At 64.9% G+C, this 24,755-nt stretch carries 25 protein-coding genes and 1 riboswitch; of the genes, 11 read left to right on the forward strand and 14 right to left on the reverse strand.

Going from position 1 to position 24,755, the window contains the following annotated elements; all coding sequences use genetic code 11:
* Positions 1–621: 621 nt before the first annotated feature.
* Positions 622–1,845, reverse strand: a complete 1,224-nt coding sequence (locus OKW44_RS24400; RefSeq protein ID WP_026225616.1) for a pyridoxal-phosphate-dependent aminotransferase family protein — start codon at positions 1,843–1,845, stop codon at positions 622–624.
* Positions 1,846–2,068: 223 nt separating this feature from the next.
* Here OKW44_RS24400 and OKW44_RS24405 point away from each other — a divergent pair, with 223 nt between their 5' ends.
* Positions 2,069–3,064, forward strand: coding sequence for a 2-hydroxyacid dehydrogenase (locus OKW44_RS24405; RefSeq protein ID WP_018419530.1), 996 nt, complete (start codon positions 2,069–2,071; stop codon positions 3,062–3,064).
* A gap of 44 nt (positions 3,065–3,108) precedes the next feature.
* Here the strand turns inward: OKW44_RS24405 and OKW44_RS24410 are convergent, their stop codons facing one another.
* Positions 3,109–3,690 (reverse strand): plasmid fertility inhibition factor family protein, encoded by a 582-nt coding sequence (locus OKW44_RS24410; RefSeq protein WP_429411610.1) that lies wholly within the window; start codon positions 3,688–3,690, stop codon positions 3,109–3,111.
* Positions 3,691–3,832: 142 nt separating this feature from the next.
* On the opposite strand from OKW44_RS24410, the gene OKW44_RS24415 reads away from it, so the two are divergent.
* The 4 genes from OKW44_RS24415 (at position 3,833) to OKW44_RS24430 (ending at position 8,591) form a co-directional block, all read left to right on the forward strand.
* Positions 3,833–4,651: a crotonase/enoyl-CoA hydratase family protein gene (locus OKW44_RS24415; protein WP_026225614.1), complete on the forward strand. Its 819-nt coding sequence runs from the start codon at positions 3,833–3,835 to the stop codon at positions 4,649–4,651.
* A gap of 98 nt (positions 4,652–4,749) precedes the next feature.
* The gene (locus OKW44_RS24420; RefSeq protein WP_018419527.1) at positions 4,750–5,142 is read left to right on the forward strand and encodes an SRPBCC family protein; all 393 of its coding nucleotides are present in this window, start codon (positions 4,750–4,752) and stop codon (positions 5,140–5,142) included.
* A 198-nt stretch (positions 5,143–5,340) separates the two neighbouring features.
* Positions 5,341–6,498, forward strand: coding sequence for an MFS transporter (locus OKW44_RS24425; RefSeq protein WP_026225613.1), 1,158 nt, complete (start codon positions 5,341–5,343; stop codon positions 6,496–6,498).
* 308 nt (positions 6,499–6,806) lie between these two features.
* The gene (locus tag OKW44_RS24430) at positions 6,807–8,591 is read left to right on the forward strand and encodes an outer membrane protein assembly factor BamB family protein (RefSeq protein WP_018419524.1); all 1,785 of its coding nucleotides are present in this window, start codon (positions 6,807–6,809) and stop codon (positions 8,589–8,591) included.
* A gap of 107 nt (positions 8,592–8,698) precedes the next feature.
* Here the strand turns inward: OKW44_RS24430 and fahA are convergent, their stop codons facing one another.
* The 3 genes from fahA to OKW44_RS24445 all read right to left on the reverse strand — a co-directional run bounded on the left by fahA (position 8,699) and on the right by OKW44_RS24445 (position 12,758).
* Positions 8,699–9,997 (reverse strand): fumarylacetoacetase, encoded by a 1,299-nt coding sequence (gene fahA, locus OKW44_RS24435; RefSeq protein WP_018419523.1) that lies wholly within the window; start codon positions 9,995–9,997, stop codon positions 8,699–8,701.
* A complete protein-coding gene (gene hmgA, locus OKW44_RS24440) occupies positions 9,994–11,340 on the reverse strand; it encodes a homogentisate 1,2-dioxygenase (RefSeq protein WP_018419522.1) in 1,347 nt (448 codons plus the stop codon). The genes fahA and hmgA overlap by 4 nt, the downstream gene beginning before the upstream one ends.
* 62 nt (positions 11,341–11,402) lie before the next feature.
* Complete coding sequence (locus tag OKW44_RS24445) at positions 11,403–12,758, reverse strand: MFS transporter (protein WP_018419521.1); 1,356 nt, start codon at positions 12,756–12,758, stop codon at positions 11,403–11,405.
* A gap of 266 nt (positions 12,759–13,024) precedes the next feature.
* Between OKW44_RS24445 and OKW44_RS24450 the strand changes: the two genes are divergently transcribed.
* Positions 13,025–13,858 carry an EAL domain-containing protein gene (locus OKW44_RS24450; RefSeq protein WP_026225612.1) on the forward strand — a complete coding sequence of 278 codons (834 nt, stop codon included), beginning with the start codon at positions 13,025–13,027 and terminating at the stop codon, positions 13,856–13,858.
* A gap of 41 nt (positions 13,859–13,899) precedes the next feature.
* On the opposite strand, the gene OKW44_RS24455 is transcribed toward OKW44_RS24450, so the two are convergent.
* Positions 13,900–14,685 carry an IclR family transcriptional regulator gene (locus OKW44_RS24455; RefSeq protein WP_018419519.1) on the reverse strand — a complete coding sequence of 262 codons (786 nt, stop codon included), beginning with the start codon at positions 14,683–14,685 and terminating at the stop codon, positions 13,900–13,902.
* Between the two features lie 93 nt (positions 14,686–14,778).
* Between OKW44_RS24455 and OKW44_RS24460 the strand changes: the two genes are divergently transcribed.
* Complete coding sequence (locus tag OKW44_RS24460) at positions 14,779–15,969, forward strand: acyl-CoA dehydrogenase (protein ID WP_018419518.1); 1,191 nt, start codon at positions 14,779–14,781, stop codon at positions 15,967–15,969.
* 74 nt (positions 15,970–16,043) lie between these two features.
* Here the strand turns inward: OKW44_RS24460 and OKW44_RS24465 are convergent, their stop codons facing one another.
* A complete protein-coding gene (locus OKW44_RS24465) occupies positions 16,044–16,682 on the reverse strand; it encodes a peroxiredoxin (protein ID WP_018419517.1) in 639 nt (212 codons plus the stop codon).
* A gap of 347 nt (positions 16,683–17,029) precedes the next feature.
* On the opposite strand from OKW44_RS24465, the gene OKW44_RS24470 reads away from it, so the two are divergent.
* The 3 genes from OKW44_RS24470 to OKW44_RS24480 all read left to right on the forward strand — a co-directional run bounded on the left by OKW44_RS24470 (position 17,030) and on the right by OKW44_RS24480 (position 18,426).
* Entirely contained in the window at positions 17,030–17,332 is a 303-nt protein-coding gene (locus tag OKW44_RS24470) for an ElaB/YgaM/YqjD family protein (RefSeq protein WP_026225611.1), read from the forward strand.
* 131 nt (positions 17,333–17,463) lie between these two features.
* Positions 17,464–17,853: a phage holin family protein gene (locus OKW44_RS24475; protein ID WP_018419515.1), complete on the forward strand. Its 390-nt coding sequence runs from the start codon at positions 17,464–17,466 to the stop codon at positions 17,851–17,853.
* 57 nt (positions 17,854–17,910) lie between these two features.
* Positions 17,911–18,426: a DUF3318 domain-containing protein gene (locus tag OKW44_RS24480; RefSeq protein WP_018419514.1), complete on the forward strand. Its 516-nt coding sequence runs from the start codon at positions 17,911–17,913 to the stop codon at positions 18,424–18,426.
* Between the two features lie 79 nt (positions 18,427–18,505).
* Here the strand turns inward: OKW44_RS24480 and OKW44_RS24485 are convergent, their stop codons facing one another.
* From OKW44_RS24485 to glyA, 7 genes are all read right to left on the reverse strand, one after another.
* A complete protein-coding gene (locus OKW44_RS24485; RefSeq protein ID WP_018419513.1) occupies positions 18,506–18,937 on the reverse strand; it encodes a type IV pilin protein in 432 nt (143 codons plus the stop codon).
* A gap of 22 nt (positions 18,938–18,959) precedes the next feature.
* The gene (locus tag OKW44_RS24490) at positions 18,960–19,430 is read right to left on the reverse strand and encodes a pilus assembly PilX family protein (RefSeq protein ID WP_018419512.1); all 471 of its coding nucleotides are present in this window, start codon (positions 19,428–19,430) and stop codon (positions 18,960–18,962) included.
* A gap of 128 nt (positions 19,431–19,558) precedes the next feature.
* Positions 19,559–20,365 (reverse strand): type IV pillus assembly protein, encoded by an 807-nt coding sequence (locus tag OKW44_RS24495; RefSeq protein WP_018419511.1) that lies wholly within the window; start codon positions 20,363–20,365, stop codon positions 19,559–19,561.
* On the reverse strand, positions 20,362–20,811 hold the full coding sequence (locus tag OKW44_RS24500) for a type IV pilus modification PilV family protein (RefSeq protein WP_018419510.1): 450 nt from the start codon (positions 20,809–20,811) through the stop codon (positions 20,362–20,364). Before OKW44_RS24500 ends, OKW44_RS24495 begins: the two co-directional genes overlap by 4 nt.
* Complete coding sequence (locus OKW44_RS24505) at positions 20,808–21,374, reverse strand: GspH/FimT family pseudopilin (RefSeq protein ID WP_018419509.1); 567 nt, start codon at positions 21,372–21,374, stop codon at positions 20,808–20,810. Before OKW44_RS24505 ends, OKW44_RS24500 begins: the two co-directional genes overlap by 4 nt.
* A 213-nt stretch (positions 21,375–21,587) precedes the next feature.
* Complete coding sequence (nrdR, locus tag OKW44_RS24510) at positions 21,588–22,070, reverse strand: transcriptional regulator NrdR (protein ID WP_008919734.1); 483 nt, start codon at positions 22,068–22,070, stop codon at positions 21,588–21,590.
* Between the two features lie 3 nt (positions 22,071–22,073).
* On the reverse strand, positions 22,074–23,321 hold the full coding sequence (gene glyA, locus OKW44_RS24515; protein WP_018419508.1) for a serine hydroxymethyltransferase: 1,248 nt from the start codon (positions 23,319–23,321) through the stop codon (positions 22,074–22,076).
* Positions 23,322–23,499: 178 nt separating this feature from the next.
* Positions 23,500–23,626, reverse strand: a riboswitch (ZMP/ZTP riboswitch).
* A 247-nt stretch (positions 23,627–23,873) separates the two neighbouring features.
* Between glyA and ydfG the strand changes: the two genes are divergently transcribed.
* Entirely contained in the window at positions 23,874–24,620 is a 747-nt protein-coding gene (gene ydfG / locus OKW44_RS24520; protein ID WP_018419507.1) for a bifunctional NADP-dependent 3-hydroxy acid dehydrogenase/3-hydroxypropionate dehydrogenase YdfG, read from the forward strand.
* Positions 24,621–24,755 lie beyond the last annotated feature (135 nt).

Genomic DNA, 24,755 nt, shown 5'->3' on the forward strand with positions numbered 1-24,755 from the left:
CGGAACACGGGCCTGCGCGAGCGATCGCGCCACCCCCAGTCCGTTCAACTCTGCTCCAACGATAACTCCTGCCGATTGACCTGAGTCGTATGCGCTCGCCATAGTGTCGATATCCTTGCTTCGTACGTGCGCGGACCCTCGAAGACAGACTTCGAGACTCCACGCAATCGAATTATCGAATCGGATAGAAATCCTTTTTTATCGCCTCGCGGGGGCGCTTTGGCGTTAAAGCCTGGTTCCGGCGGCATGCATGCATGAGCGCGGCAGGCGCGTCCTGGCACGCGCCGTGTGTCGAATCATGGTCTTGCGATTTACCGCAGCGTGAGCATTGCGCTGCTCTCGCCGTGACCTACTTTACGTTTCGGCCTGATCTCGATACGTGCGCCGGCGCACAGAGAACAATAGAAAGCAGGAAAGGAAGAAAAACCCTTTAAAAAGGCGCAGAGCCTTATTCCGTAAGGGTTTCGACGATTTCTTCATTGTTATGTAAAAAGGTTGCGAAGCATTAATTTATTGCAGCGCGATAATGGCGGAAAAAAACTTTCTAATGGGGCTATAAAGTGCTGGATCGCACAAAAGATATGCGCTGCGAATGCTATTCGTAGCGCGTCGGGAAAATGCTTATTTACCTTCGCTCAAGCCGCGCTCGAGTGCCGCGACTCCCGCCGGCAGATCGACCTTGACGCCGAGATCGACCATCGTGCGCCCCAGAGCATGCACGGTGCGAAACAGGTTGTGCTCGCGGCACTGTTCACCCATCTGGCCGATACGCACGATCGGCAGACCGAACGAGCCCGAGATTTCCACCTGATGCTGCCGCGAGATATGCGCGCAGACGTCGGCGGGACTGAGGCCGTCCGGCACTTCGATGCCGACCACCGAATTCAGACGGCAATTCTCCGGCGCATACAGTTGCAGGCCCATCGCGGTGACGCCTTGTTGCAACGCGAGCGAGCATTTCAGATGGCGCGCGAAGCGCTTCTCCAGCGTCTCCGCGCAGACGAGCCGCAGCGCCTCGTGCAGCGCGAGCACGCCCGACACCGGCGCCGTGTAGTGATACCCGGCGTTGTGCCAGAAGTTTTCCGCCAGCGACGCATCGAGGCACCAGTGCGTATTGGGCACCGTGCGGCCTTTGACGCGCGCCCAGGCCGCGTCTGAAAACGCAATCAGCGACACGCCCGGAATCGATGACAAGCCCTTCTGGCCGCCGGTGATCACCGCGTCGATGCCCCAGGTATCCATTTCGAGCGGCATCGTGCTCAGCGTGCAGACGGCGTCGACGATCACGAGCGCGCCCGCTTCCTTCGCAAGCGCGGCGATGTCTTTCAGATGATGATTCCACACGGTGTTGGAGGTCTCGCCCTGCACGACCGTGACGACCTCGGGACGCTCGCGGCGCAGCGCGTCGGCGATCTGGTCGAGACTCGCGACCGTGCGGTCCGCGACTTCGAGCATGCTCACGCGCGCGCCGACGCGCCGGCCCATTTCGCCCATGCGGTCGCTGAAGAAGCCGTTCTTGATGCACAGCATGCGCGTGCCTTCCCACGCGAGATTGGAGATCGCCATCTCCATCGCGCCCGATCCCGGTCCCGCGACGCCGAGCACCCACTTCGACTGCGTCTGGAACACGTAGCGCGCCATCGTTTTCACCTGGTTCACCACCTTCGCCATCGTGCCGCCCAGATGGTTGATCACGATCGCATTGGCCTTCGCGACCGCGGCGGGAATCGGCACGGGGCCGGCGCCCATCATCAGCAGCGGTTCTTCGGGAAGGATGGCGTCGAGTGATTCGACTATCGGACAGGGGACGGACGAAGCAATGGTAGTGGCGGTTGAAGTCGGCATGATCGGTGTATGAATGTGAAGCGCAAAGGAACGAACGGCCTCGCGGCAGGCACGCCGCTCGAGGCCGTTCGTCCGATCATTCACCGAACCGTGTGATTGCGCAAGTTTTTTGGCCAAGGTAGCCAGCCGTCATGCGCGAGCGGTACCCGCGTTCACCACATCACCCTACTCTTTCATTCGCGAAGTCGCCTAACATCGAGAAACAGCTTCTTCGGAGCCCGATATGCGCACGATCCTGTTCAGCAGTCGTCAATACGACGTCGATACATTCACCGAGGCCAATGCCGCGCATGGCTATGAACTGCATTTCCAGGAATCCCCTCTCGACAGCGAGACCGCGATCCTCGCGCATGGCTACGACGTGGTCTGCCCGTTCGTCAACGACAGCGTCGACGCCGCCACGCTCGAACGGCTTCACGCGGGCGGCACGCGCATGATCGCGCTGCGCTCGGCGGGCTTCAATCACGTCGACCTCGCGGCGGCCGAGCGGCTCGGCATGCCGGTCGCACGCGTGCCGGCCTACTCGCCGTACGCGGTCGCCGAACATGCGGCCGGGCTGATTCTCGCGCTGAACCGGCGCCTGCCGCGCGCGGTCGCGCGCACGCGCGAAGGCGACTTCTCGCTGCATGGGCTGCTCGGCTTCGACCTGCATGGCAAGACGGTCGGCGTGATCGGCGCGGGCATCATCGGCCGGGTGTTCGCGCGCATCATGGCGGGCTTCGGCATGCAGGTGCTCGCCTACGATCCGGGGCCGCCGGCCGACGAACTGCTCGCGCTCGGCGCGCGCTACGTGCCGCTCGATACCTTGCTCGCCGAATCGGACGTCGTCAGTCTGCATTGCCCGCTGTTGCCCGACACCTATCACCTGATCGACCGCGCCGCGCTGGCGAAGATGAAGCGCGGCGCGATGCTGATCAACACCGGGCGCGGCGGGCTCGTCGAGGCGAACGCACTGATCGGCGCGTTGAAGGACGGCCAGCTCGGCCATCTCGGGCTCGACGTGTACGAGGAAGAAGGCGGCATCTTCTTCGAGGATCATTCGAATCTGCCGCTACAGGACGACGTGCTCGCGCGTCTGTTGATGTTTCCGAACGTGATCGTCACCGCGCACCAGGCGTTCTTCACGCGCGAGGCGATGACCGAGATCGCGCAGACCACGCTCGCGAACATCGCGGCGTGGCAGGCGGGCACGCCGCGCAACGTCGTGCAGGCGGGGTAGCCGTGATAACCATGGCGTACGCGAATTGCCGCGGACCGCGAAAGTCAGACGTCGCTGTCGCTTCCCAATTGGGTCGCGCGAATCGCGGTGCGGGCATCATCGGCCGCGCCGCACAGCTCACGCAGCAATCCCGCCTCGCGCTCGTGCACTTCGACCGGACACCAGCGCGCGCCAGCCTCGGCCAGATAGCGCGCGCGATGCTGGCCGTTGCGAAACGCCACCACCCCCTCGCGCTCGATGCCGAAACAGCCGAGCAATCCCGGCGCGCGACGCGTGGAGATCGTCACGTAGGGCATCTGCGGAATCCGCGGGCTGTCGGGATCGAGAAACTCGCGAATGCCGCGGACCTTGCCCGCGTGCCACTCGGCGACCGGCTTCAGCACGTAATCGGTGTTGTCGCGATTCGCGCACACGAGCAGCTTGCGCAGATCGACGAGTACGACCTGGTGACGTGTGCCGTCGGCGACGAAGACGCGCTTCAGACGCACATGGTCGTACCACGCATGCTCGTGCAACGGCACGATCCAGACAGCTTCGGCGTAGCCCGGGGCGGGGGCCGGCGATGAATTGGGCAAAGGCAGGGACAAAGGCAGGCTCGGCAAGCTGGCGGCAGAACGCCAGAGCATTAATAGAGCGCTAACGCTACGAGCCGGACGTGACGGAAACATGACAGCCTACCGGATTAATTACGCCGCATGAGCGCATGGCAACACTGCCTGATCGACAGGCAATCGGGGAGCTTCAGATACCTTTCAGATATACACAACGATGATAGCCTTCCAATATTTGAATAACCATGTGCGAATCGAGTCGAATGACGGCAACGGCGTCGCTACGATCGTGCTGGAGAGGCCCGCGCGGCGCAATGCGGTCGATCGGCAGGTGGCAGAGGCGTTGAGCGCTGCGTTCAGCCGCTTCGAGGCCGAGCCGGCGTGGCACGCGGCCGTGCTGTTCGGCGCGGGCGGCACGTTTTGCGCGGGCGCGGACCTGGGCGCGCTCGCCGACGCTACGCGCCGCAATGAGCTGCACGCGGACGGCAGCGGCCCAGGGCCGATGGGACCGACACGCACATGCTTCAGCAAGCCGGTGATCGCCGCGATCGCCGGCTATGCGGTGGCGGGTGGGCTCGAGCTTGCCGCGATGTGCGATCTGCGCGTCGTCGAGGAAGATGCGGTGCTCGGCGTGTTCTGCCGGCGTGTCGGCATTCCGCTGATCGACGGCGGCACGATCCGGCTGCCGCGACTGATCGGTCTGTCGCGTGCGCTCGATCTGATCCTGACCGGCCGCGCGGTCGATGCGCGCGAGGCGCTTTCGTTCGGGCTCGCCAACCGCGTGGTGCCGAAGGGCGAAGCGCGCGCGGCCGCCGAGCAACTGGCCGCGGAGCTCGCCGCGTTTCCGCAGGCGGCGCTGCTCGCCGATCGTCGCTCCGCACTCGAGAACAGCACGCTGGACGATCTCGCCGAGGCATTGCGGCGCGAAGGCGCGGGCGGCTACGCGGCGGTCTTCGCGGAGGGCGTGGCAGGCGCGGCGCGCTTTGCGTCCGGCGCGGGCCGTCATGGCGACGCGTTCGACGCGGATCGCGGATAAGTCGGCGCCGCGCGATCGGTGACAGGTTTGCAATCGCCGGTCGCGACACCCCGCGCGCACGAGACCTGGGTTACCCGAAACGAACAGGAGGAAATGCGATGGCGACGATCTACCGGGAAATCGCCGTGGCAACCATCGCGGCCGATGCATGGGCCGCGCTGCGCGATCCCGCCGAGGTCGCCCGCGTATTCGCGGGCGTGCTGATCGCGGCGCGCATGGAAGGCGACCTGCGCTGGGTCACCTTCGCCGACGGCACCGTGGTCGAGGAACGCGTGATTGCCGTCGACGATGCCCACATGCGGCTCGCCTACTCGGTGGGCGGCGGGCGCTTCGAGCATCATCATGCGACGCTGCAGGTCGTGGCCGACACGTCCGCACATTGCCGCGTGATCTGGATCGCCGACTTCAAGCCCGACGATCGCAGCAATGTGGTCGAAGCGCTGACGGATGCGGGCTGCGCGGCACTCGGGCGCAACCTCGCGCGGCGCTGAACGCCGCCCGGCGGCTCGGGCTCCCGCCGCCGCGTTCCGCAAAAAACAACAGCTTTCCTGACAGCCTGCAGGCCAGATTTGACTTAGGTAGAATCCCCTACTGTTTTTCCCTATCCGGCGATAGCGTTTCCGCCTTCGGAATCGCCCGCCCGGCGCCCGTTGTTCGCGCCGCTTCACGCGTCACACCCCATCATCGCCATGCCATTGCCTCTGCTTGCCCTTGCCGTTGCCGCGTTTGGAATCGGTACCACCGAGTTCGTCATCATGGGCCTGTTGCCCGATGTCGCGCGCGATCTGTCCGTGTCGATTCCAGCGGCTGGCATGCTGGTCTCCGCGTATGCGCTCGGCGTCACGATCGGCGCGCCGATCGTCGCGATCGCGGTTGCCAACATGCCGCGCAAAAAGGCGCTGATGAGCCTGATCGGCGTGTTCATCGTCGGCAATCTGCTGTGCGCGGTCGCGCCGGGCTATGCGGTGCTGATGGCCGCGCGCATCGTCACCGCGTTCTGCCACGGCGCGTTTTTCGGCATCGGCTCGGTGGTCGCGGCCGGGCTCGTCGCGCCGAATCGCCGCGCACAGGCAATCGCGCTGATGTTCACCGGCCTCACGCTCGCCAACGTGCTCGGCGTGCCGCTCGGCACCGCGCTGGGCCAGGCGGTCGGCTGGCGCGCTACTTTCTGGGCCGTGACCGGCATCGGCGTGCTGGCGGCGGCCGCGCTCGCGGTGTGCCTGCCCGCGAAGATCGAGATGCACAAGGCGAGCCTCGTGCGCGAATTCAGCGTGCTGAAGAACCCGCAGGTGCTGATGGTGCTCGGTATCAGCGTGCTCGCGTCGGCGAGCCTGTTTTCGACCTTCACCTACATCACGCCGATTCTCGAAGACGTGACCGGCTTCACGCCGCACGCGGTCACCATGGTGCTGCTCTTGTTCGGCCTCGGCCTGACGGTCGGCAGCACGCTCGGCGGCAAGCTCGCGGACTGGCGGCTGATGCCGTCGCTGGTCGCGTTCCTGATGGCGATCGTCGTGATCCTGTGCGTGTTCGCGGGCACGATGCACGCGCGCACTCCGGCGATGCTGACCGTGTTCGTGTGGGGGGTGCTCGCATTCGCGATCGTGCCGCCGCTGCAGATGTTGATCGTCGATCGGGCGAGCCACGCGCCGAATCTGGCGTCGACGCTGAATCAGGGGGCGTTCAACCTCGGCAACGCGACCGGCGCGTGGCTCGGCGGCATGGCGATCGGCGCCGGCGCGCCGCTGACGACGCTGCCGTGGGTCGGCGTCGCGACCGCGCTCGGCGCGCTGTTGTTGACATTGTGGTCGGTGTCGATCGAGCGGCGGGTGGCCGTGGCGGGGTGAGCCGGCCGGCTCGAAGTCGTCCGTGTCTCACTAGAACGGTATTGCGTCAGCGCTCGCGATCGGCGTCGATGAAAACGGCCGGCCACGATGCCGTGGTCGGCGTGCTGTTGTGCGCGGCGCTCGCGTTTCTGGCGGCGGCGCGGTGGGAGCGCCGGCGGATCTCGCTGCGGGTGCCGAATTGACGAATAGACGCTAATTGCTGGCTTTTACGATCTATACGCAGGGTGATAATCTCAACCCACGTTGCGCGGACACTCGACAAACGGCCCATATTTCGTGGCGCCGCCGCAAGCAACGGGGAGTCCGCCATGGTCTCGATGCGCCTGTTGCTCCGTGCCAGCCTGTTGGGCACGGCGATCGCGGTAGCCGCGATCGTCGCGGCGAACTGTGGAGGCGGCGGAGGCGGAGACAGCAGTGCCCCGACGGGCGCGAGCGTCGGCGCCGGCGGTAGCGGCGCATCCGGCGCATCGACCCCGGCCGCAGCGAGCGGCGGCAGCACCACCAGCGGTGGCACCACGAGCGGCGGCACCACCACCGGTAGCACCGGCGGCTCGGGCACCGCGATGGGTGGCACATCGGCGGCAGCCGTGCACGACGTGCTCACCTATCACGACGACATCGCGCGCACCGGCCAGAACCTCGGCGAAACCACGCTGACGCCCGCCAACGTGGCGGCTTCGACGTTCGGCAAGGTCGGCTTCTTTAGCGTCGACGGCAAGGTCGACGCGCAGCCGCTATTCGTCGCTTCGCTGGCGATCGCGGGCGGCACGCACAACGTGCTGTACGTCGCGACCGAGAACGACAGTGTGTACGCATTCGATGCAGACACCGGCGCGACCCTGTGGCAAGTGCGCACACTCGGCACCGGCGAAACCCCGAGCGACGACCTCGGCTGCACCCAGATCGTGAACACCATCGGCATCACCTCGACACCGGTGATCGACCGTTCGCGCGGCACGCACGGCACGATCTACGTGGTCGCGATGTCGAAGGACGCGGCCGGCGGCTACCATCATCGCATTCACGCGCTCGACCTCGCGACCGGCGCCGAGCTGCTGAACGGTCCCACCGAAGTCGCCGCCTCTTACCCGGGCAGCGGCGCGGGCAATACGAACGGCGTCTTGCCGTTCACCACGTCGTTGTACGCGGAGCGCGCGGGGCTGTTGTTGCTCGGCAACACGGTCTACACGTCATGGACCTCGCACTGCGACCACGGCGGCTATACGGGCTGGATCATGGGCTACGGCGCCGACACGTTGCAGCAGACCACCGTGCTCAACCTGGCACCAAACGGCATCGGCGGCGCGATCTGGATGAGCGGCGCGGGACCGGCGTCAGACGGCTCGTCGATCTATCTGCTCGATGCCAACGGCACGTTCGACACGACGATGACGTCGAGCGGCTTCCCCGCCAACAACGATTTCGGCAATACGTTCCTGAAGCTCGGCACGGCGGGAGGCCTGTCGGTGGCGGACTACTTCGCGATGACGAACGTCGTGCACGAGTCCAACGACGACATCGACCTCGGCTCCGGCGGCGCACTGGTGCTGCCGGACCTGACCGACGCGGGCGGCACCGTACAGCATCTGACGCTCGGCGCGGGCAAGGACAGCACCATCTACGTGCTGAATCGCGACTCGATGGGCAAGTTCAACCCGACGGCCGACAACATCTATCAGGAGATTCCCGCGCAGCTGGCCGGCGGCGAGTTCGGCATGCCCGCCTATTTCAACGGGCGCGTGTATTTCGGCTCGGTCGGCGATCATCTGAAGGCATTCACCGTGACCAACGCGAAGCTGTCGATCACACCGACCGCGCAAAGCGCGATGACGTTCGCCTATCCCGGGACGACGCCGAGCATCTCGGCGAACGGCACCACGAACGGCATCGTGTGGGCCGCCGAAAACGGCACCGTCGCGGCCCTGCATGCGTTCGACCCGATAACGCTCAACGAGCTGTACAACAGCAACCAGATGGGCACGCGCGATCAGTTCGGCACGGGCAACAAGTTCATCACACCATTGATCGCAAACGGCAAGGTGTATGTCGGCACGACGAATGGGGTGGCCGTATTCGGGTTGCTGGGTGGGTGAAGCGGACGACGCGCCGATTAATTGCGACACGGTACGCCCAAGGTCTCGCACAAACGACGAGGGCCGGCATTGCGCGCCGGCCCCCGCTCGTCGCGACTGCTTCGCGCTCACTCGCGCGCCGGCAGAATCTCTCCGGCACACGCGCCGAACCCCATGCGATACCCGTCGCCCTGGCACCAGCCGACGAGCGTCAACTCATCGCCGTCCTCGATGAACGTGCGCGTGCCGCCCTCCTTCAACGCCAGCGGCTTCTTGCCGTTCCACGTCAGCTCCAGCAGGCTGCCGTACGAATCCTCGGTCGGCCCGCTGATCGTCCCCGAGCCCATCAGGTCGCCCACCCGCGTATTGCAGCCCGCCACAGTGTGATGCGCGAGCTGCTGCGCCATCGTCCAGTACATGTATTTGAAGTTGGTCCGCGCGATCGTGCTCGCTTGCCGCGCGGGTTGCGCACGCAACGTCACTTCGAGGTGAATGTCGAACGCATGCTTTCCTCGATGCCGCAGATAGGCGAGCGGCTCTGGCTCCTGCACCGGCTGCGCGACGCGGAAGGGTTCGAGCGCATCGAGCGTGACGACCCACGGTGAGATCGTCGTCGCGAAGGTCTTCGCATTGAATGGGCCGAGCGGCACGTATTCCCATTGCTGGATGTCGCGCGCGCTCCAGTCGTTCAGCAGCACCATGCCGAAAATGTGCGCCTCCGCGTCCTCGCACGCGATCGGCTCGCCCAGCGCATTGCCGCCGCCGATGATGAAACCCGTCTCCAGTTCGATATCGAGCTTGCGGCTCGCGCCGAACACCGGACGCTCCTGGTCGGGCAACTTCAGCTGACCATTGGGACGACGCACCGGCGTCCCGCTCACGACCACCGACGACGCCCGTCCGTTGTAGCCGATCGGCATCTCCGACCAGTTCGGCAGCAGCGCATTCTTCGGATCGCGGAACATCGCGCCGACATTGGTCGCGTGTTCCTTCGATGAATAGAAATCCGTGTAGCCCGGAATCTGCACCGGCAGATGCAGACGCGCATCGGCCGCGCGCACGAGCACCTTCGCGCGCAACGCGGCAGCGTCGCGCAGCGTCGCGGTGTCGCGCGCGAGCAGTTCGCTCAGCTGGATACGCACACTGCGCCACACGTCGCGGCCAAGCGCGATGAAATCGTTCAGCGCATCGCGCGCGAACACGTTGTGCGCCGGCACGTTCAGCAGACCCGCGGCCTGCAACGCGGCGAGATCGACGATCCGATCGCCGATCGCGACGCCCACGCGACGCGCGTCGTTGCCACGGTCGCTGAAAATGCCGAACGGCAGGTTCTGGATCGGGAAGTCGCCAGCTGGGTCGTTGGCCGACTCGATCCAGCTCTTGCGCGACGCATCGAGCGTCGCCTGGAGATCGTTCACCGCGTTCATCGTTGCTCCGGATTGAAGTGTTTCTTGAGGCCTTGCCAGCACTCGGAGTAATGCGCCTGCAATTGCGCGGTTTCGAGCGCGAAGCGCGTCGGCTTGATCAGCGTGCGGGTCTCGAACATGAAGGCCATCGTGTCGTCGACCTTCTTCGGCACCGAGGTATCGAGATGCGACGCCTTCTCGAACGTGTCCGCGTCCGGGCCGTGGCCCGTCATGCAATTGTGCAGGCTCGCGCCGCCGGGCACGAAGCCCTCGGCCTTCGCGTCGTAGACGCCATGCACGAGGCCCATGAACTCGCTCGCGACGTTGCGATGGAACCAGGGCGGCCGGAACGTATCTTCGGCGGCGAGCCAGCGCGGCGGGAAGATCACGAAGTCGATCGTATCGACACCCGGCGTGTCGCTTTGCGATTGGAGCACGAGGAAGATCGACGGATCCGGATGGTCGAAGCTGACCGAGCCGATCGTGTTGAAGCGGCGCAGGTCGTATTTGTACGGCGCGTAGTTGCCGTGCCATGCCACTACGTCGAGCGGCGAATGGCCGATGTCCGCGCGCCACAGATTGCCGTTCATCTTCGCGACGAGTTCGAACGCACCTTCGCGGTCTTCGTATGCGGCGTGCGGCGTCAGGAAATCGCGCGGATTCGCGAGACCGTTGGAGCCGATCGGCCCCAGTTCCGGCAGACGCAGCAGCGCACCGAAGTTCTCGCAGATATACCCGCGCGCGCTGCCGTCCGGCAGGCTGACCGCGAAGCGCACGCCGCGCGGAATTACCGCGATCTCGAACGGCTCGATATCGACGTGGCCCATTTCGGTCGCGATATGCAGGCGCCCTTGTTGCGGCACGATCAGGAGCTCACCGTCGGCGCTGTAGAAGAAGCGATCGCGCATCGAGCGGTTCGCCGCGTACAGATGAATCGCGCAACCGCTCATCGCTTCGGCCGAGCCGTTGCCCGCCATCGTGACCCAGCCGTCGATGAAATCGGTCGGTTCGCTGGGCATCGGCAGGGGGTCCCAGCGCAGTTGGTTCGGCGGCGTCGGCGGCACCTCGGCGAAGTTCGCGACGAGCCGCTCCGACGGCATCGACGTGAATGGCTTGTGCATGGCCGCCGGACGAATCCGGTACAGCCACGAGCGACGGTTGTGACCGCGTGGCGCCGTAAACGCCGTGCCGGAAATCTGTTCGGCATACAAACCATAGGCCGCGCGTTGCGGCGAATTGCGGCCGGTCGGCAACGCGCCCGGCAACGCCTCGGTCGCGAATTCATTCGCGAAACCCGACTGATAGCCGGGCTCGATTTCAGGCCGCAGGCGTTCGTCGGCCGGCGTACGTGTTGAGGTATCCATACAAGGTTCTCCGCGAGTTGCTCGATTCTTTCCCGGTCGATACGTGATCTTTGCAGTCAGGCTCAGGCCGGCTCCGCTTCGGACGCGCGGTTGGGTTGCCGCGTCGCACCGGCGAGCACGACCACCAGCAGCGCCGAGCACAGCACCGGCAGCGCCGCCGCATGAAACAGCGCGGCATTCGACCAGTTCAACGCGATCAGCTGTCCGCCGACGAGCGGGCCGATCACGGAACCGATCCGGCCAATGCCGAGACTCCAGCCGATGCCGGTCGAGCGCAGCGCGGTCGGATAGAAATGCCCGGCAAGCGCATTGACGGCCGGCTGTCCGCCGACCACACAGAAGCCGCCCGCGAACACGACGACGAGCAGCCACGGCAGCACATGCGCGACCGCACCGATCGTGCCGACTGCGACCGTGGCTACCGCGAAGCACGCGAACAGCACGCGCACGAAACCCATGCGCTCGATGAACCAGCCGAGCAGCAGCGTGCCGATTACACCGCCGGTCTGCAGCACCGTGCCGACGATCACGGCCGCGCCCGGCGTGTAGCCGGCGTCGCGCATTACGGTGGGCAGCCAGTTCGACAGGAAGTACAGCACGATCAGGTTCATGAAGCTGATCGCCCACAGAATCAGCGTGACCGGCCCCCGGCCCGCGCGGAACAACTCGGCGACCGGCGCGCCGTCGCTGCGCTTTTCGCTGACGACGAGGCGCGTGTTCGCGTCGATCGGCAAGGCCGGGTCGAACTTCGCAAGCCAACTCACCGCGCGCTCGCTGCGGCCCTTCAGCACCAGAAACTGCAGCGACTCTGGCAGCATCGCCAGCATCGCGAACGCGAGCAGAAACGGCACCGCGCCGCCAACCCAGAACACCGCGCGCCAGCCATAGGCCGGAATCAGCGCAGCGCTGACGAAGCCGCCGACCGCCGCGCCGAGCGTGAAGCCGCACGACACCAACATCATGCGCTTGACGCGATGCGCGGGCGTCGAGAATTCGCCCACCAGCGCCATCGCGTTCGGCATGATGCAGCCGAGCCCGAGACCCGTGATGAAACGCAGCGTGATCAGCGCGGGAATCGTCGCTACGAACGGCGTGGCGAGCATCGACAGCGAGAAGAAGAACGTCGCGCCGATCAGCACCGGTCGGCGGCCGATGCGGTCGGCCAGCACCGACAGCCCGAGCGCGCCCAGCAGCATGCCGAACAGGCTCGCGCTGAAAACCGGGCCAAGCGCGGTTTTTGCGACGTGCCATTCGGCGATCACGCTGGGCGCGACATAGCCCATCGCCTGCGCGTCGAAACCGTCGATCAGCAGACACAGCCCGCACAGCGCAAGCAGCATCGCCTGAAAAGTCGGGCGATCGGTTTCAGCGAGCACGCGCTCGACTTCGATCACATTGGCGGCGGGTTGGTCACTCATTGGGTCGTCCCCTCAGGCTGGCTAAATTGCGTTTTACGAATAGTAAAACGAATTACGAATAGTGAAATTAACGTATACCCTTGGAAACACGCCGGCGAACCTCGTCATTCCGCGCTCAGCCCCGGCCGATAAGCGTGAGGCCAATAACGATATGAGCATTTTGTTAATCTGCGCAGGGCCCGTACTGCTACCATCAGTGAATGCGGCCATCGCGTCGCGCTGCCACGCGCCCGGTGCGCGTTCATCGTCGCCTTTCATATGCCTTCATGATTTCGCCGACCATCCCCGATCTGATCGCCCGCGCCGCTCATCACCCGTTTCTCGGCGAGCATCTGGCATTGGGACAAGGCGCACACGCCGGCATCGCGCTCGCGCATTTCGACGGCATCGAGCTCACGAGTGCCTACGAGCCGATCTTCGACATCAGCGTGCACGCGCTTGCGCAGTCGCTGTCATGCGGCCCGGAAGGGGTCGACCGCTTCGGTGATGAACTCGGCTTTCAGGCGGTCACGCACCGGCTCGACGCGCCGCCGTTCGAGGTGTTCGATCCGTTCGACAACATCGCCGACGATCAGCGGCTGGTCGCGCTAGACCGCATGTCGCGCGCGCTGCACGCAATCAACTTCTTCGGCCCGCAGCGGCATGGGTTGCTGTTTCTGCGGGTGCACGAGAGGCTGTTGAAGAGCGTGAAGTATGACCACGGCCGGCATTTTTCGAGCGTGCTGACGTCGTTCAATTTGAGTCCGACGCGCATCGTGATCGAGTTGCCGGCGGCGGCGGTCGCACACAAGACGTTCCTGGGCTATCTGACGCGCAGCTATCAGCACTACGGGTTCAAGGTGGCGGGCAATCTGTCGAACGCGGGGCAGATCCTGTCGGTATCCGAAACCGCGCGGCTCGACTTCATCAAGATGGATGCGGCGGCCGCATTGCGCGACGCGACCGTGAAGCCGCTCGTCGGCTACGCGGGCCGGCTGCGGGTGCCGCTGATTTTCAATCGCGTGATGGATGAGGCGCAATTCTCCGCGCTACAGCAGTACGACGTGCGGTTCGTGCAAGGGCCATTATTCAACGCGCATTATCACGACCGGGCGGCGTGACACGGTGTGGGCCCGGTTAGCCGGGGCGCCCCGGCATTACCTCAGCCCGGCTCCCCCAGCCGCGCCGCGAGCGCCTTCAGGCGCGGCGCGACATTCTCGCGAAATACTTCCTCCCCCATCGACGACGCCGGCCCGCTGCAGCTGAGCACGAGCCAGCGCTTTTCGCGCGGCTCGCGAAACGGCACCGCGACTGCGTTCACGTCGTCATGCCACGCACGAAACGAGTAGCAGCATCGCTCGTTCGCGAACGCGGCGATCTCCTGTTCGGCTTCGGCGACGAGCATCGCCCCCACTCTGCCAGCCGCTTTTTTCAGTTCCGCGAGTAACGCGGTACGCACGTCGGGCGGCTGCACGGCGAGATAGGCGCGGCCCATCGAGCTCGTCAGCATCGACAGTTTCGAGCCGGATGCGAGGCCGAGCGTCAATGCGGTTTCGCTGCGAATCGTCTCCAGATACACCATGTCGAGCCCGTCCCGGCACCCGAGCGAGACCGCCGCGCCGACCTCGCGCGCCAGGCTGCGCAGGTGCGGGCGCGCCAGTTCGAGCATGTCGGTGCCCGACAGCAGCGCGAAACCGAGCGACAGCACGCCCGCGTCGAGCGCATATTTGCCGTGTCTCTCGTCCAGCCGCAGATAGCCGAGCACGGTCAGCGTGTAGGCGAGCCGGTTCACGGTTGCCTTCGGCAACCCCGTGCGTTCGACGAAATCCCGATTGCCGAGCATCGTCTCCCCTGGCCGGAACACGCGCAACAGGTCCAGCCCGCGAGCAAGGGCGACGACAAATTTGCGTTCGTCGAGCGGAGCGGAGAAAGTGGATGGCAGCGTCATAGGGTGATACACTCGGGCGTCGTTTGCAAAACATTGTTTCGCAACGCGGAACTCTAGTCAAGCTGGTCTGAGCAGGAAATCAGGAGATACGTCATGGCCGTAGCCGCGCAGTTTCACTGGGAAGACCCATTGCTGCTGGATCAGCAGCTCACCGAAGACGAACGTATGGTGCGCGATGCCGCTGCGGCTTACTCGCAGGACAAGCTGCTGCCGCGCGTGCTGGAGGCGTTCCGCCACGAAAAGACCGATATCGGGATCTTTCGCGAAATGGGCGAGCTTGGCTTGCTCGGTCCGACGATTCCCGAACAGTACGGGGGCCCCGGTCTGAACTATGTCGCGTACGGGCTGATCGCGCGTGAAGTGGAACGCGTCGACTCCGGCTATCGCTCGATGATGTCGGTGCAGTCGTCACTGGTGATGGTGCCGATCTACGAATTCGGCTCGGACGCGCAGAAGGAAAAATATCTGCCGAAGCTCGCGCGCGGCGAGTGGATCGGCTGCTTCGGCCTGACCGAGCCGAACCACGGTTCCGATCCGGGCGGCATGGTCACGCGCGCGAAGAAGGTCGATGGCGGCTACTCGTTGTCGGGCTCGAAGATGTGGATCACCAATTCGCCGATCGCGGACGTGTTCGTCGTATGGGCGAAGCTCGAGGAAGACGGCGAGGACAACATCCGCGGCTTCATTCTCGAGAAGGGCTGGAAGGGTCTGTCGGCACCGGCGATCCACGGCAAGATCGGTCTGCGCGCGTCGATCACCGGCGAGATCGTGCTCGACGAAGCGTTCGTGCCGGAAGAGAACATCATGCCGGGTGTCAGCGGCCTGCGCGGTCCGTTCACGTGTCTGAACTCGGCGCGCTACGGCATCGCCTGGGGCGCGCTCGGGGCGGCCGAAGCGTGCTGGCACATCGCGCGTCAGTACGTGCTCGATCGCAAGCAATTTGGCCGGCCGCTCGCCGCGAACCAGCTGATCCAGAAGAAGCTCGCCGACATGCAGACCGAAATCACGCTCGGCCTGCAAGGCGTACTCCGCCTCGGCCGCATGAAAGACGAAGGCACGGCCGCAGTCGAAATCACCTCGATCATGAAGCGCAATTCGTGCGGCAAAGCGCTCGACATCGCCCGCCTCGCGCGCGACATGCTCGGCGGCAACGGTATTTCGGACGAGTTCGGCGTCGCGCGTCATCTGGTGAACCTCGAGGTCGTCAACACCTACGAAGGCACCCACGACGTTCACGCGCTGATCCTCGGCCGTGCGCAGACCGGTATTCAGGCGTTCTTCTGATTCCGATGCTGGTGCATCGATAATGCCAAAAAGCCGGTTCCTTCGAACCGGCTTTTTGGTTCATGCCGCGCCGCTTACGGGTTCGGCTGCGGCGTCAGGCGCAGGTACGGACGCAACGCCTTGTAGCCCTTCGGGAATTTCTGCTTGATGACTTCCTCGTCCTTCAGCGACGGCACGATCACGACGTCATCGCCCTGCTTCAAGTTGCCCGGCGTCGCGACCGAGTGACTGTCGGTCAGTTGCAGCGAATCGATCACGCGCAGCACTTCGTCGAAGTTGCGGCCGGTGCTCGCCGGATACGTGATGATCAGACGCACCTTCCTGTTCGGATCGATGACGAACAGCGAGCGCACCGTGAACGTTTCGTTCGCGTTCGGATGAATCATGTCGTAAAGCCCGGAGACCTTGCGATCCCCATCCGCGAGAATCGGAAAACCGACGTTGGCGGCCTGCGTCTCGTTGATGTCCTTGATCCACTCCTTGTGCGACTCCGCGCTGTCGACCGACAACGCGATCGTCTTCACGTTGCGCTTTTCGAACTCGTCCGCGAGCTTCGCGGTCAGGCCCAGCTCGGTCGTACAGACCGGCGTGAAGTCGGCCGGATGCGAGAACAGCACGCCCCAGCTATTGCCGAGCCACTCGTGGAACCTGATGCGGCCAATGCTCGACTCCTGTTCGAAATCCGGCGCAATGTCGCCAAGACGTAGACTCATAGTGCATCTCCTGTAGGTATTCGGAAGGTATCCGGATAAGGTCGCGGGCGTGTGCCCGCGGCGGCCCGTCACGATAAAGCATAAGGCCGCGGTGGTACATGGCGAACCAACATCGCGTCAGGACTTTATGCCTTTTTGTAATTTTCTCCCGTTTGACGGAAACTTTGCGGGACAGATCAACTCAATCCGATACCGGGCTGGAACAGAGTGCCCTCAAACGGGTGTCTGGACGCCACACGCTGCCGGGAACGGATCGTGCGGATGCGGCATGCAACCGGCACTATGCTCGCCAGCAACCGTTTCTTTGGTTACGATTTACGCGTAGCGTGAGACAAAGGGAGCTGTCAATGTCGGAAGTCAACAAGGAGAGATTGATGTCGGATATCAAAACCGTCCTCGCGGACGCTGAAGACCTGCTGAAACAGGCCGCGAGCGCTACCGGCGAACGCGCGTCGGAACTGCGCGAAACCGCGCTGACGCGCCTGAAGCAGGCGAAAGAAAAGGCAGCCGACGTTCAGGTCGTGGTCGTCGAAAAAGGCAAGAAGGCCGCCCGCGCCACCGACGACTACGTGCACGAGCATCCGTGGGCGTCGATCGGCATCGCCGCGGGCATCGGCGTGGTGGTCGGTTTGCTGATCAATCGCAAGTAAAGGCCGGTGAGGCCGCCGGAGCAGGCATGTCCGGCGCACCGGCGACACGGGCGGACCGGCGCGAGCCTTGCCGGTCCGCTTCTGCTGGCGCGCGCGCGCCGGCCAGGCCCTCACGCGCAACGCCCACAGCCATGACGACCGAAACACACTCGCAGCGCGCAGAACGCAGCCCGTTGCGCCGCATTCTCAGTTCCGTGTTTGCGATCCTGCAGACGCGGCTCGAACTGGTGGGCATCGAACTCGCCGAGGAAAAAGACCGCCTGCTCGGCGTGCTGTTTCTCGGTCTTGCCGCGATGATGCTCGCCACGATGGCCTTGATCGCGTTGACCGCACTCGTCGCCATTGCCTTCTGGGACACCTACCGATGGCAGGCGCTTGCCGGCATCACCGCGGTCTACGCGATTGCCGGGCTCGCCTGTGCGCTGAAGGCGCGCAGCGGTTTGCGCAACGCGCCGATGGTATTCGAAGCGACCATCGCGGAGTTCGAAAAGGATCGCGAAGCGTTTCGCAGCCGCGACTGATGGGAAAGTTCGTCTGCATCCGATCCGTCGCCTCACCCTCACTGCCGCCGACACGCCATGAGCCCCTCCCGTCCTGATACCGCCTTTCGTAACAAGCGCCATCCGTCGAAGGATCTGAGCGCGCCGCATCTGCGGGCGCTGCGCAAGGAATTGCTGCTCGTTCGCGCGGACGTCGAGCGCGTCGAGCTCGCACAGGCCACCTTCGAACTGCGCCAGGCCGTCACGCATTTCAGCTGGCTCAGGTTCGTGATCCCCGGCTTCGGCGGCGTGCGCGTCGGTAAAGGGCCAAAGGCGAGCGTGCTCAACGCGGGCACGATCGGCGCGTTGCTCAAGCAGTACCCGCTCATCAGCTCGATCGCTTCGCTGTTGCTCGCCAAACCGCTGCGCGCGACGGTCGTCGCGAGCGCGAAACCCGCGCTCAAGTGGGGCAGCCTTGCGCTCGGCGCGTGGGAAGCGTTCCGGATCTGGCAACAGATGAAGAACGAGTCGGCGGCGGCGCGGGCGGCCGCGGCGGCTTCCGCTACGGCGCAGTCGGCGGCGACGCAGGACGATTCGATGCGAAGCGGCTATTGAGGTCGTGGCCGCTGCGGGTGGCAGCGATCTATCGGACCTCCCGCTCGCAAGGTTGCGCGTGTCGGCCTTCAATCACCCGCTAACTGGTATTCCAGCATTCGCTGCTTGTGGGCGTCGCGCCGCTCGCGTCGTTTCTATTGCCTCGCTGACCCGTCGCATCTAGCGTGAACGTGCCGCACGGGTCGTCGCGCATCGGGCCCGCTTCCGCGGGCGCCGCTTCGATCGAATAGCCGCCGTTCGTATCGTCCGCGGGCAGCACGCGCACTCGATACACCGGGGCGCCGAACTGCGGCGCCTGATCGATACCCGGTGGCAAGGCCGGCGCCCCATCGCTCGCCGCGGCCTCGACGAATTGCGCAGCCCGATATAACGCCGACGCCGCATCGATGCGATGCGTGCGCGCAATGTGGCTGCGATACGAAGGAATCGCAAACGCGGCGAGCGTGGCGGCAATCGCGAGCGCGATCACGAGTTCGAGCAGCGTGAATGCGGATGTGTTCGGCCTTTTCATACGTGTCCAGTCGGTGCGTTCTTCAGAATGGTCTTGCTGCAACGCTCCGCCAATGACGTTCGATCGCGCCATCTTCGGTCACGACCTCCATCTGCAACCAGACCTGCGACTCGCTGCTCCGCCCGAAGCCGCGCGCGGTCAGCAGATAAGCGCTGGCGTTGGGTCGACTCGCGAGACGCCAAGGCTCGATCAGGCATTGCGGCGCGCGCGATGATCCCGGCCATTGCGCCACAGGCGTGATGGCGCCTGCGTCGAACGCGGTTTCAAGCCTCCATTGAGTCGGCTCGCCGAATATGAGCGGTGCATCGGGCGCGTCGCCACTTGCCGATAGCACGTTGCGCTCGCACAAGCTCAGCGCCGAATCCGCCGCGTGGAAAGCCTGCAGATAGTCGCGCACATTGGTCGCCGCGCGAGCGGCCGCGAGCGATGTTTCGAACCATATCGCGGACGTGGCGAGCATCATGGCCGAGATCAACAGCACGATGGCTAGCACGACGCCGCGTTGATGTGCCCGTCGGGCACCGCCCCGACAATTTTGCCTGCCTAATTGTTTCGCTGTTCCGCCTGGCCCGCCGCATATGTCGTACGCGCGGCCGCGTTGCGTTGCTGTGTCGCGATCCATCACGACGACACCTCCGCGCGATTACGCAGCGCAACTCGGCGGGAAAACACCTGTCGAGGCCGCAAGTCGGTACCGAGTGTACTCACGCCATCGCAGTCGATGTACTTCGAACGCTGTCCTTGCGGCGCGCCGCGCACCAGCACGCAGACATCGACCGCAACGACGTTCGCCCATTGATCCGCCGCCACGGCCGACGCAGTCACCGCATTCGCCGCGCCGTCCAGCCAGTAGCGCAACCGCACGCGCTCGACGCCTTCGACCAGCGGCTGCGCGGACCCCGCATTGCCGCTGCCCACGCAGTAAAGCTCCGGCTCGCCCGTCGAGCCGCTGACGTTGGCGAAGTAGCGATTGACCACCGGCGCGCCCTCATCGCCAAGGACGGCGTCGCTGCTTTTGACGGCTTGTCCGACACAGTCGGTGACCTGACCGCTCGACGATGGCCATGTCGATACGACGTCTGCGACGTAACGGATCGCGACGCCATCCGAGCCGGTGCTCAACGTGGTGCAAGCGAGGCTATCGTCGGCGCCGGTCGGACGACCGCCCGAGCAGCCGAATAGCGCAGGCGCCGCGTTGTAGCCAATGATATTGGCAGGAACGAAGCCGGCCATCTGCAATTGCTGGCCGATCAGCATCAGCGCGGTCAAGCCCGCTTCGCGAATCCGGGTCGCGTTGCTCGCCTGCACGAACGCGTTGCGCTGCGCCGTGTAAAGGGACACGGCGCCCGCGATCACGATCAACCCGAGCGCCATCGCGATCAGGAATTCGATTAGCGTATGACCGAGTGGGCAATGCGGTCGCTTCATTTCGCGAACGCCAACGCGACACACGACGATCCAGCCGGTGCATCGACGTCGCCGCAAGGCTCCGCCGGCTGGGCGCTCGCATCGCCCAAAGCGGGCCGGTCCCGCACGGACGCCCACGTCACGCGCGCCGCCGCGACCGCGCCACTCTCGCCGATCGATGCGTCGCCGTGCGGCAGCAGAGCGCTCGCCCAGGCGCGCCATTGATTGAGCGCGACATCGCCCGTGGAAGGCGTGCGCGTCGCTTCGGCAATCGAGTCGGCTATCCACGCGGCGCTCTCGCGCAGCGTCATCGCGTGCGCTTCGCGTGCGGTCCACACCTGAACCGCGATCAAACCCAGCGCGCTCACCGCGACCAACGCGACCGCCAGCATCACCTCGATCAACGAGCTGCCATTACATGTCGATGCGTGCACACGCAAACCGGTCTTGAATGCGGGCTGTCTCATGACGTCGCTCCACACGCGCCCTCCGAGATCCGCGCGCGACCTCCTGCAGCGACACTGATGCAGCGCCGCCACGGGTACCCCTGCATCGATTTCGATGGGCTTCGCGGCGCGATATCAAAACTTCGAAACGCGCCGATCAGTTGCCCAGCCGGCGGCGTGAACGTCATATCCGTCTGCACGCCGGTGATGCTCACCGCCGCGAGCGCCGGCTGCGCGCGCAACAACGACGGCTTGCCGCCACGTTCGGCGAATACGGCCCAGCCGCAGGCCCAGTCGGCGATGCCGCCGGCGCAGGCTTGGCCCGACACGAGACAGACGCGCGCTGCATCGACGCGGCACACCGTGATGCGCGCACCGCGCCGCAGCGCCTCGCTGCGCGCGTAGGCGAACGTGGACAGCAGCGCCTTCGCGCGCGCGTCGACCTGATCGCGCATATGCCATGCGGCGAACGACGGCACCGCCATCACGGCCATCAGCATCACGAGCGCTATCACCGCCAGCGTTTCGACGAGTGTGAAACCGGCGCGCGATGGCCGGTAAATCCCCTTGAATTTCATCTGCATCCCTGAGCGTTACGAACGGATGCAGCCAATCTAGCGATTTGCGAGTGCGCCGACCATCGTCCGAACGGCCAGGTGGCATTCAGACGTTAGCGCGCGCAACAATGCACGTGACGATCGATCACGGAGACGGGAGAAGCGATGCGTGAAAAAAAGCGCGAAATGCGCGAGGCGATGGATGCGAATGACCGCAGCTCAGCTGCGAAACGCGTGCGCTCAGCGCTTGCGGGAAGGCTTGGGTGGGGAAGAGGCGCGGCGGAATTCCTCGATCACGTCCTCGAATTCGGAGACGTCTTCGAAGCGCCGGTACACGGAAGCGAAACGGACGTAAGCGATCGTGTCGAGCGCGCGCAACTCGTTCATCACGAGTTCGCCGAGGCGCTCGCTACGCACCTCGCGCTCGCCGCTGCCGAGCAGCTGATACTCGATACGGGCCACAGCCGCTTCGATCGCGTCCACCGCAACCGGGCGCTTGCGCAGCGCCAGTTGCATGCTCGCGACGATCTTGCGGCGATCGAATTCCGTGCGCGTGCCGTCCTTCTTGACGACCGACGGCAACGCCAGCTCGACCCGCTCATACGTCGTGAAACGCTTGTCGCAGGCCGGGCAGCGGCGGCGCCGGCGGATTGTCGCGCCGTCTTCGGATACGCGCGAGTCGACGACTTGCGTATCGGCGTGGCGGCAGAAGGGGCAATGCATGGTTTAGCCGTAAACCGGAAAGCGCTTGGTCAGATCGGCGACTTGAGCCTTCACGCGCTCGATCGTCGCGGCATCTTCCGGGTTGTCCAGCACGTCGGCGATCAGGTTGCCGACCTGCTCGGCTTCCTTCACGCCGAAGCCGCGCGTGGTCATGGCCGGAGAACCGAGGCGGATACCCGAGGTCACGAACGGCTTTTCCGGATCGTTCGGGATCGCGTTCTTGTTGACCGTGATGTGTGCCGAGCCGAGTGCCGCTTCCGCAGCCTTGCCGGTGATCTTCTTCGCGCGCAGATCGACCAGCATCACGTGGCTTTCGGTGCGACCCGACACGATGCGCAGACCGCGCTTGACCAGCGTTTCTGCAAGCACACGCGCGTTCTCGACGACCTGCTGCTGATACGCCTTGAATTCCGGCGAAAGCGCTTCCTTGAACGCGACGGCCTTCGCGGCGATTACGTGCATCAACGGACCGCCCTGGATGCCCGGGAAGATCGCCGAGTTGATCGGCTTCTCGAACTCGGCCTTCATCAGGATCACGCCGCCGCGCGGGCCGCGCAGGCTCTTGTGCGTGGTAGTGGTGACGAAATCGGCGTGCGGCACCGGGTTCGGATAAACACCCGCGGCGACGAGACCGGCGTAGTGCGCCATGTCGACCATGAAGTAGGCGCCGACCGACTTCGCGATCTTCGACATGCGTTCGAAATCGATGCGCAGCGCGAACGCGGACGCGCCCGCTACGATCAGCTTCGGCTTGTGTTCTTGCGCGAGCTTCTCGGCGGCGTCGTAGTCGATGTCTTCGGCTTCGTTCAGGCCGTAGCTGACCACGTTGAACCACTTGCCCGACATGTTGACCGGCGAGCCGTGCGTGAGGTGGCCGCCGTGCGCAAGGCTCATGCCCATGATCGTGTCGCCCGGCTTGAGCATGGCGAAGAACACGCCCTGGTTCGCCTGCGAGCCCGAGTTCGGCTGCACGTTCGCGGCTTCGGCGCCGAACAGCTGCTTCACGCGGTCGATTGCCAGCTGCTCGGCAACGTCGACGTATTCACAGCCGCCGTAGTAGCGCTTGCCCGGATACCCTTCGGCGTACTTGTTCGTGAGTTGCGAGCCTTGCGCGGCCATCACGGCCGGGCTCGTGTAGTTCTCCGACGCGATCAGTTCGATGTGCTCTTCCTGACGGCGGTTTTCCTGCTCGATGACCTTCCAGAGTTCAGGATCGACGTTGGCGATGGTGCTTTGGGCTCTGTCAAACATACGGGTTCCGTTGAGTGTTTTCAGGTTGACCGGATCGTGCGCCGAATCCTGCGTAGAGGGTACACAGCGGGGTACGCAGCGCTGTGGGCGGCGAGGCTTGCCCTGACGTGGCGAGTGGAGAGTCGCCGCATGCGCGAGGCAGGCCAGCCACCGTCAGCGCAGATTAATGCGCGCGGTTCACGGCTGCCCAGGCGAACGGCAAAACGGCACCCTGCGCTTCACGGTGGGTTGTTCCACCTTGAACCCGATTGGTTGAATCGGCTGAGTCGGACGACTCGGTTCTATCGCCAGTCACGCAGGGTCGAGCGCGTTAGTGTATTGGAAGAGACCCGAATAGGCAACCGACTTGCGGATGCTCCGGCGGCCCCTGGCGGGGCCTCCGGACGGTCCGGCGGCCCCGCCGCGCACCCATCTGAGGAAAGCGCGCCGGTCGCGCCGCGCACCCGTTGCGCGCCGCCGCGGCAGCCGCCGATCCGGCTCGTGCATCCTTGCCGCAGCGTGGCATTGGAAGTACGCTTTGGGCCTTTGTCTCTTACCGACCAGGGAACTGCAATGATCGTGTTTGTCACAGGAGCGTCGGCCGGATTCGGCGCCGCCATCGCCCGCTCGTTCGTCAAGGGCGGCCATCGTGTCGTCGCCACTGCACGCCGCAAGGACCGTCTGCAAGCACTCGCCGACGAGCTCGGCGACGCGCTGCTGCCGTACGAGCTCGACGTGCGCGATCGCGCCGCCGTCGAAGCCGTGCCCGCCTCGCTGCCGGCGGACTTCGCCGCGCTCGACGTGCTCGTCAACAACGCCGGCCTCGCGCTCGGCACCGAGCCGGCTCACAAGGCAAGTCTCGATGAATGGAACACCATGATCGAGACCAATTGCACGGGCCTCGTGCAGGTTACGCATGCGCTGTTGCCCGGCATGGTCGAGCGCAACCGCGGGCATATCTTCAATCTGGGTTCGGTGGCGGGCCGCTGGCCGTACGCGGGCGGCAACGTGTACGGCGCGACCAAGGCGTTCGTGCGCCAGTTCAGCCTGAACCTGCGCGCCGAGCTCGCCGGCACCGCGCTGCGCGTGACCGACATCGAGCCGGGTCTGTGCGGCGGCACCGAATTCTCGAACGTGCGTTATCGCGGCGACGACGACAAGGCCGCCAAGGTCTACGAAAACGTGCAACCGCTGACGGCCGAAGACATCGCCGATTCCATCTACTGGATCGCCACGCGCCCAGCGCACGTCAACATCAACACCATCGAGCTGATGCCGGTCGCGCAGTCGTTCGCCGGTCTGTCCGTGCATCGCGGCTGAGTTTGAAGGCGGGCGGCGGCGGCCGCCGCTACCATCGGTCGCGCCGCCGCCCATCATCGTGCTGGCTTTTTCCTGCGGCACGTCGATAGCCGCTCCGCCAGTCCCGGCGCGGCCGGCAAAGCCGGCTCCTATCGC

The organism is Paraburkholderia lebeckiae (genome assembly GCF_050436325.1).
Classification (GTDB): Bacteria; Pseudomonadota; Gammaproteobacteria; order Burkholderiales; family Burkholderiaceae; genus Paraburkholderia; species Paraburkholderia tuberum.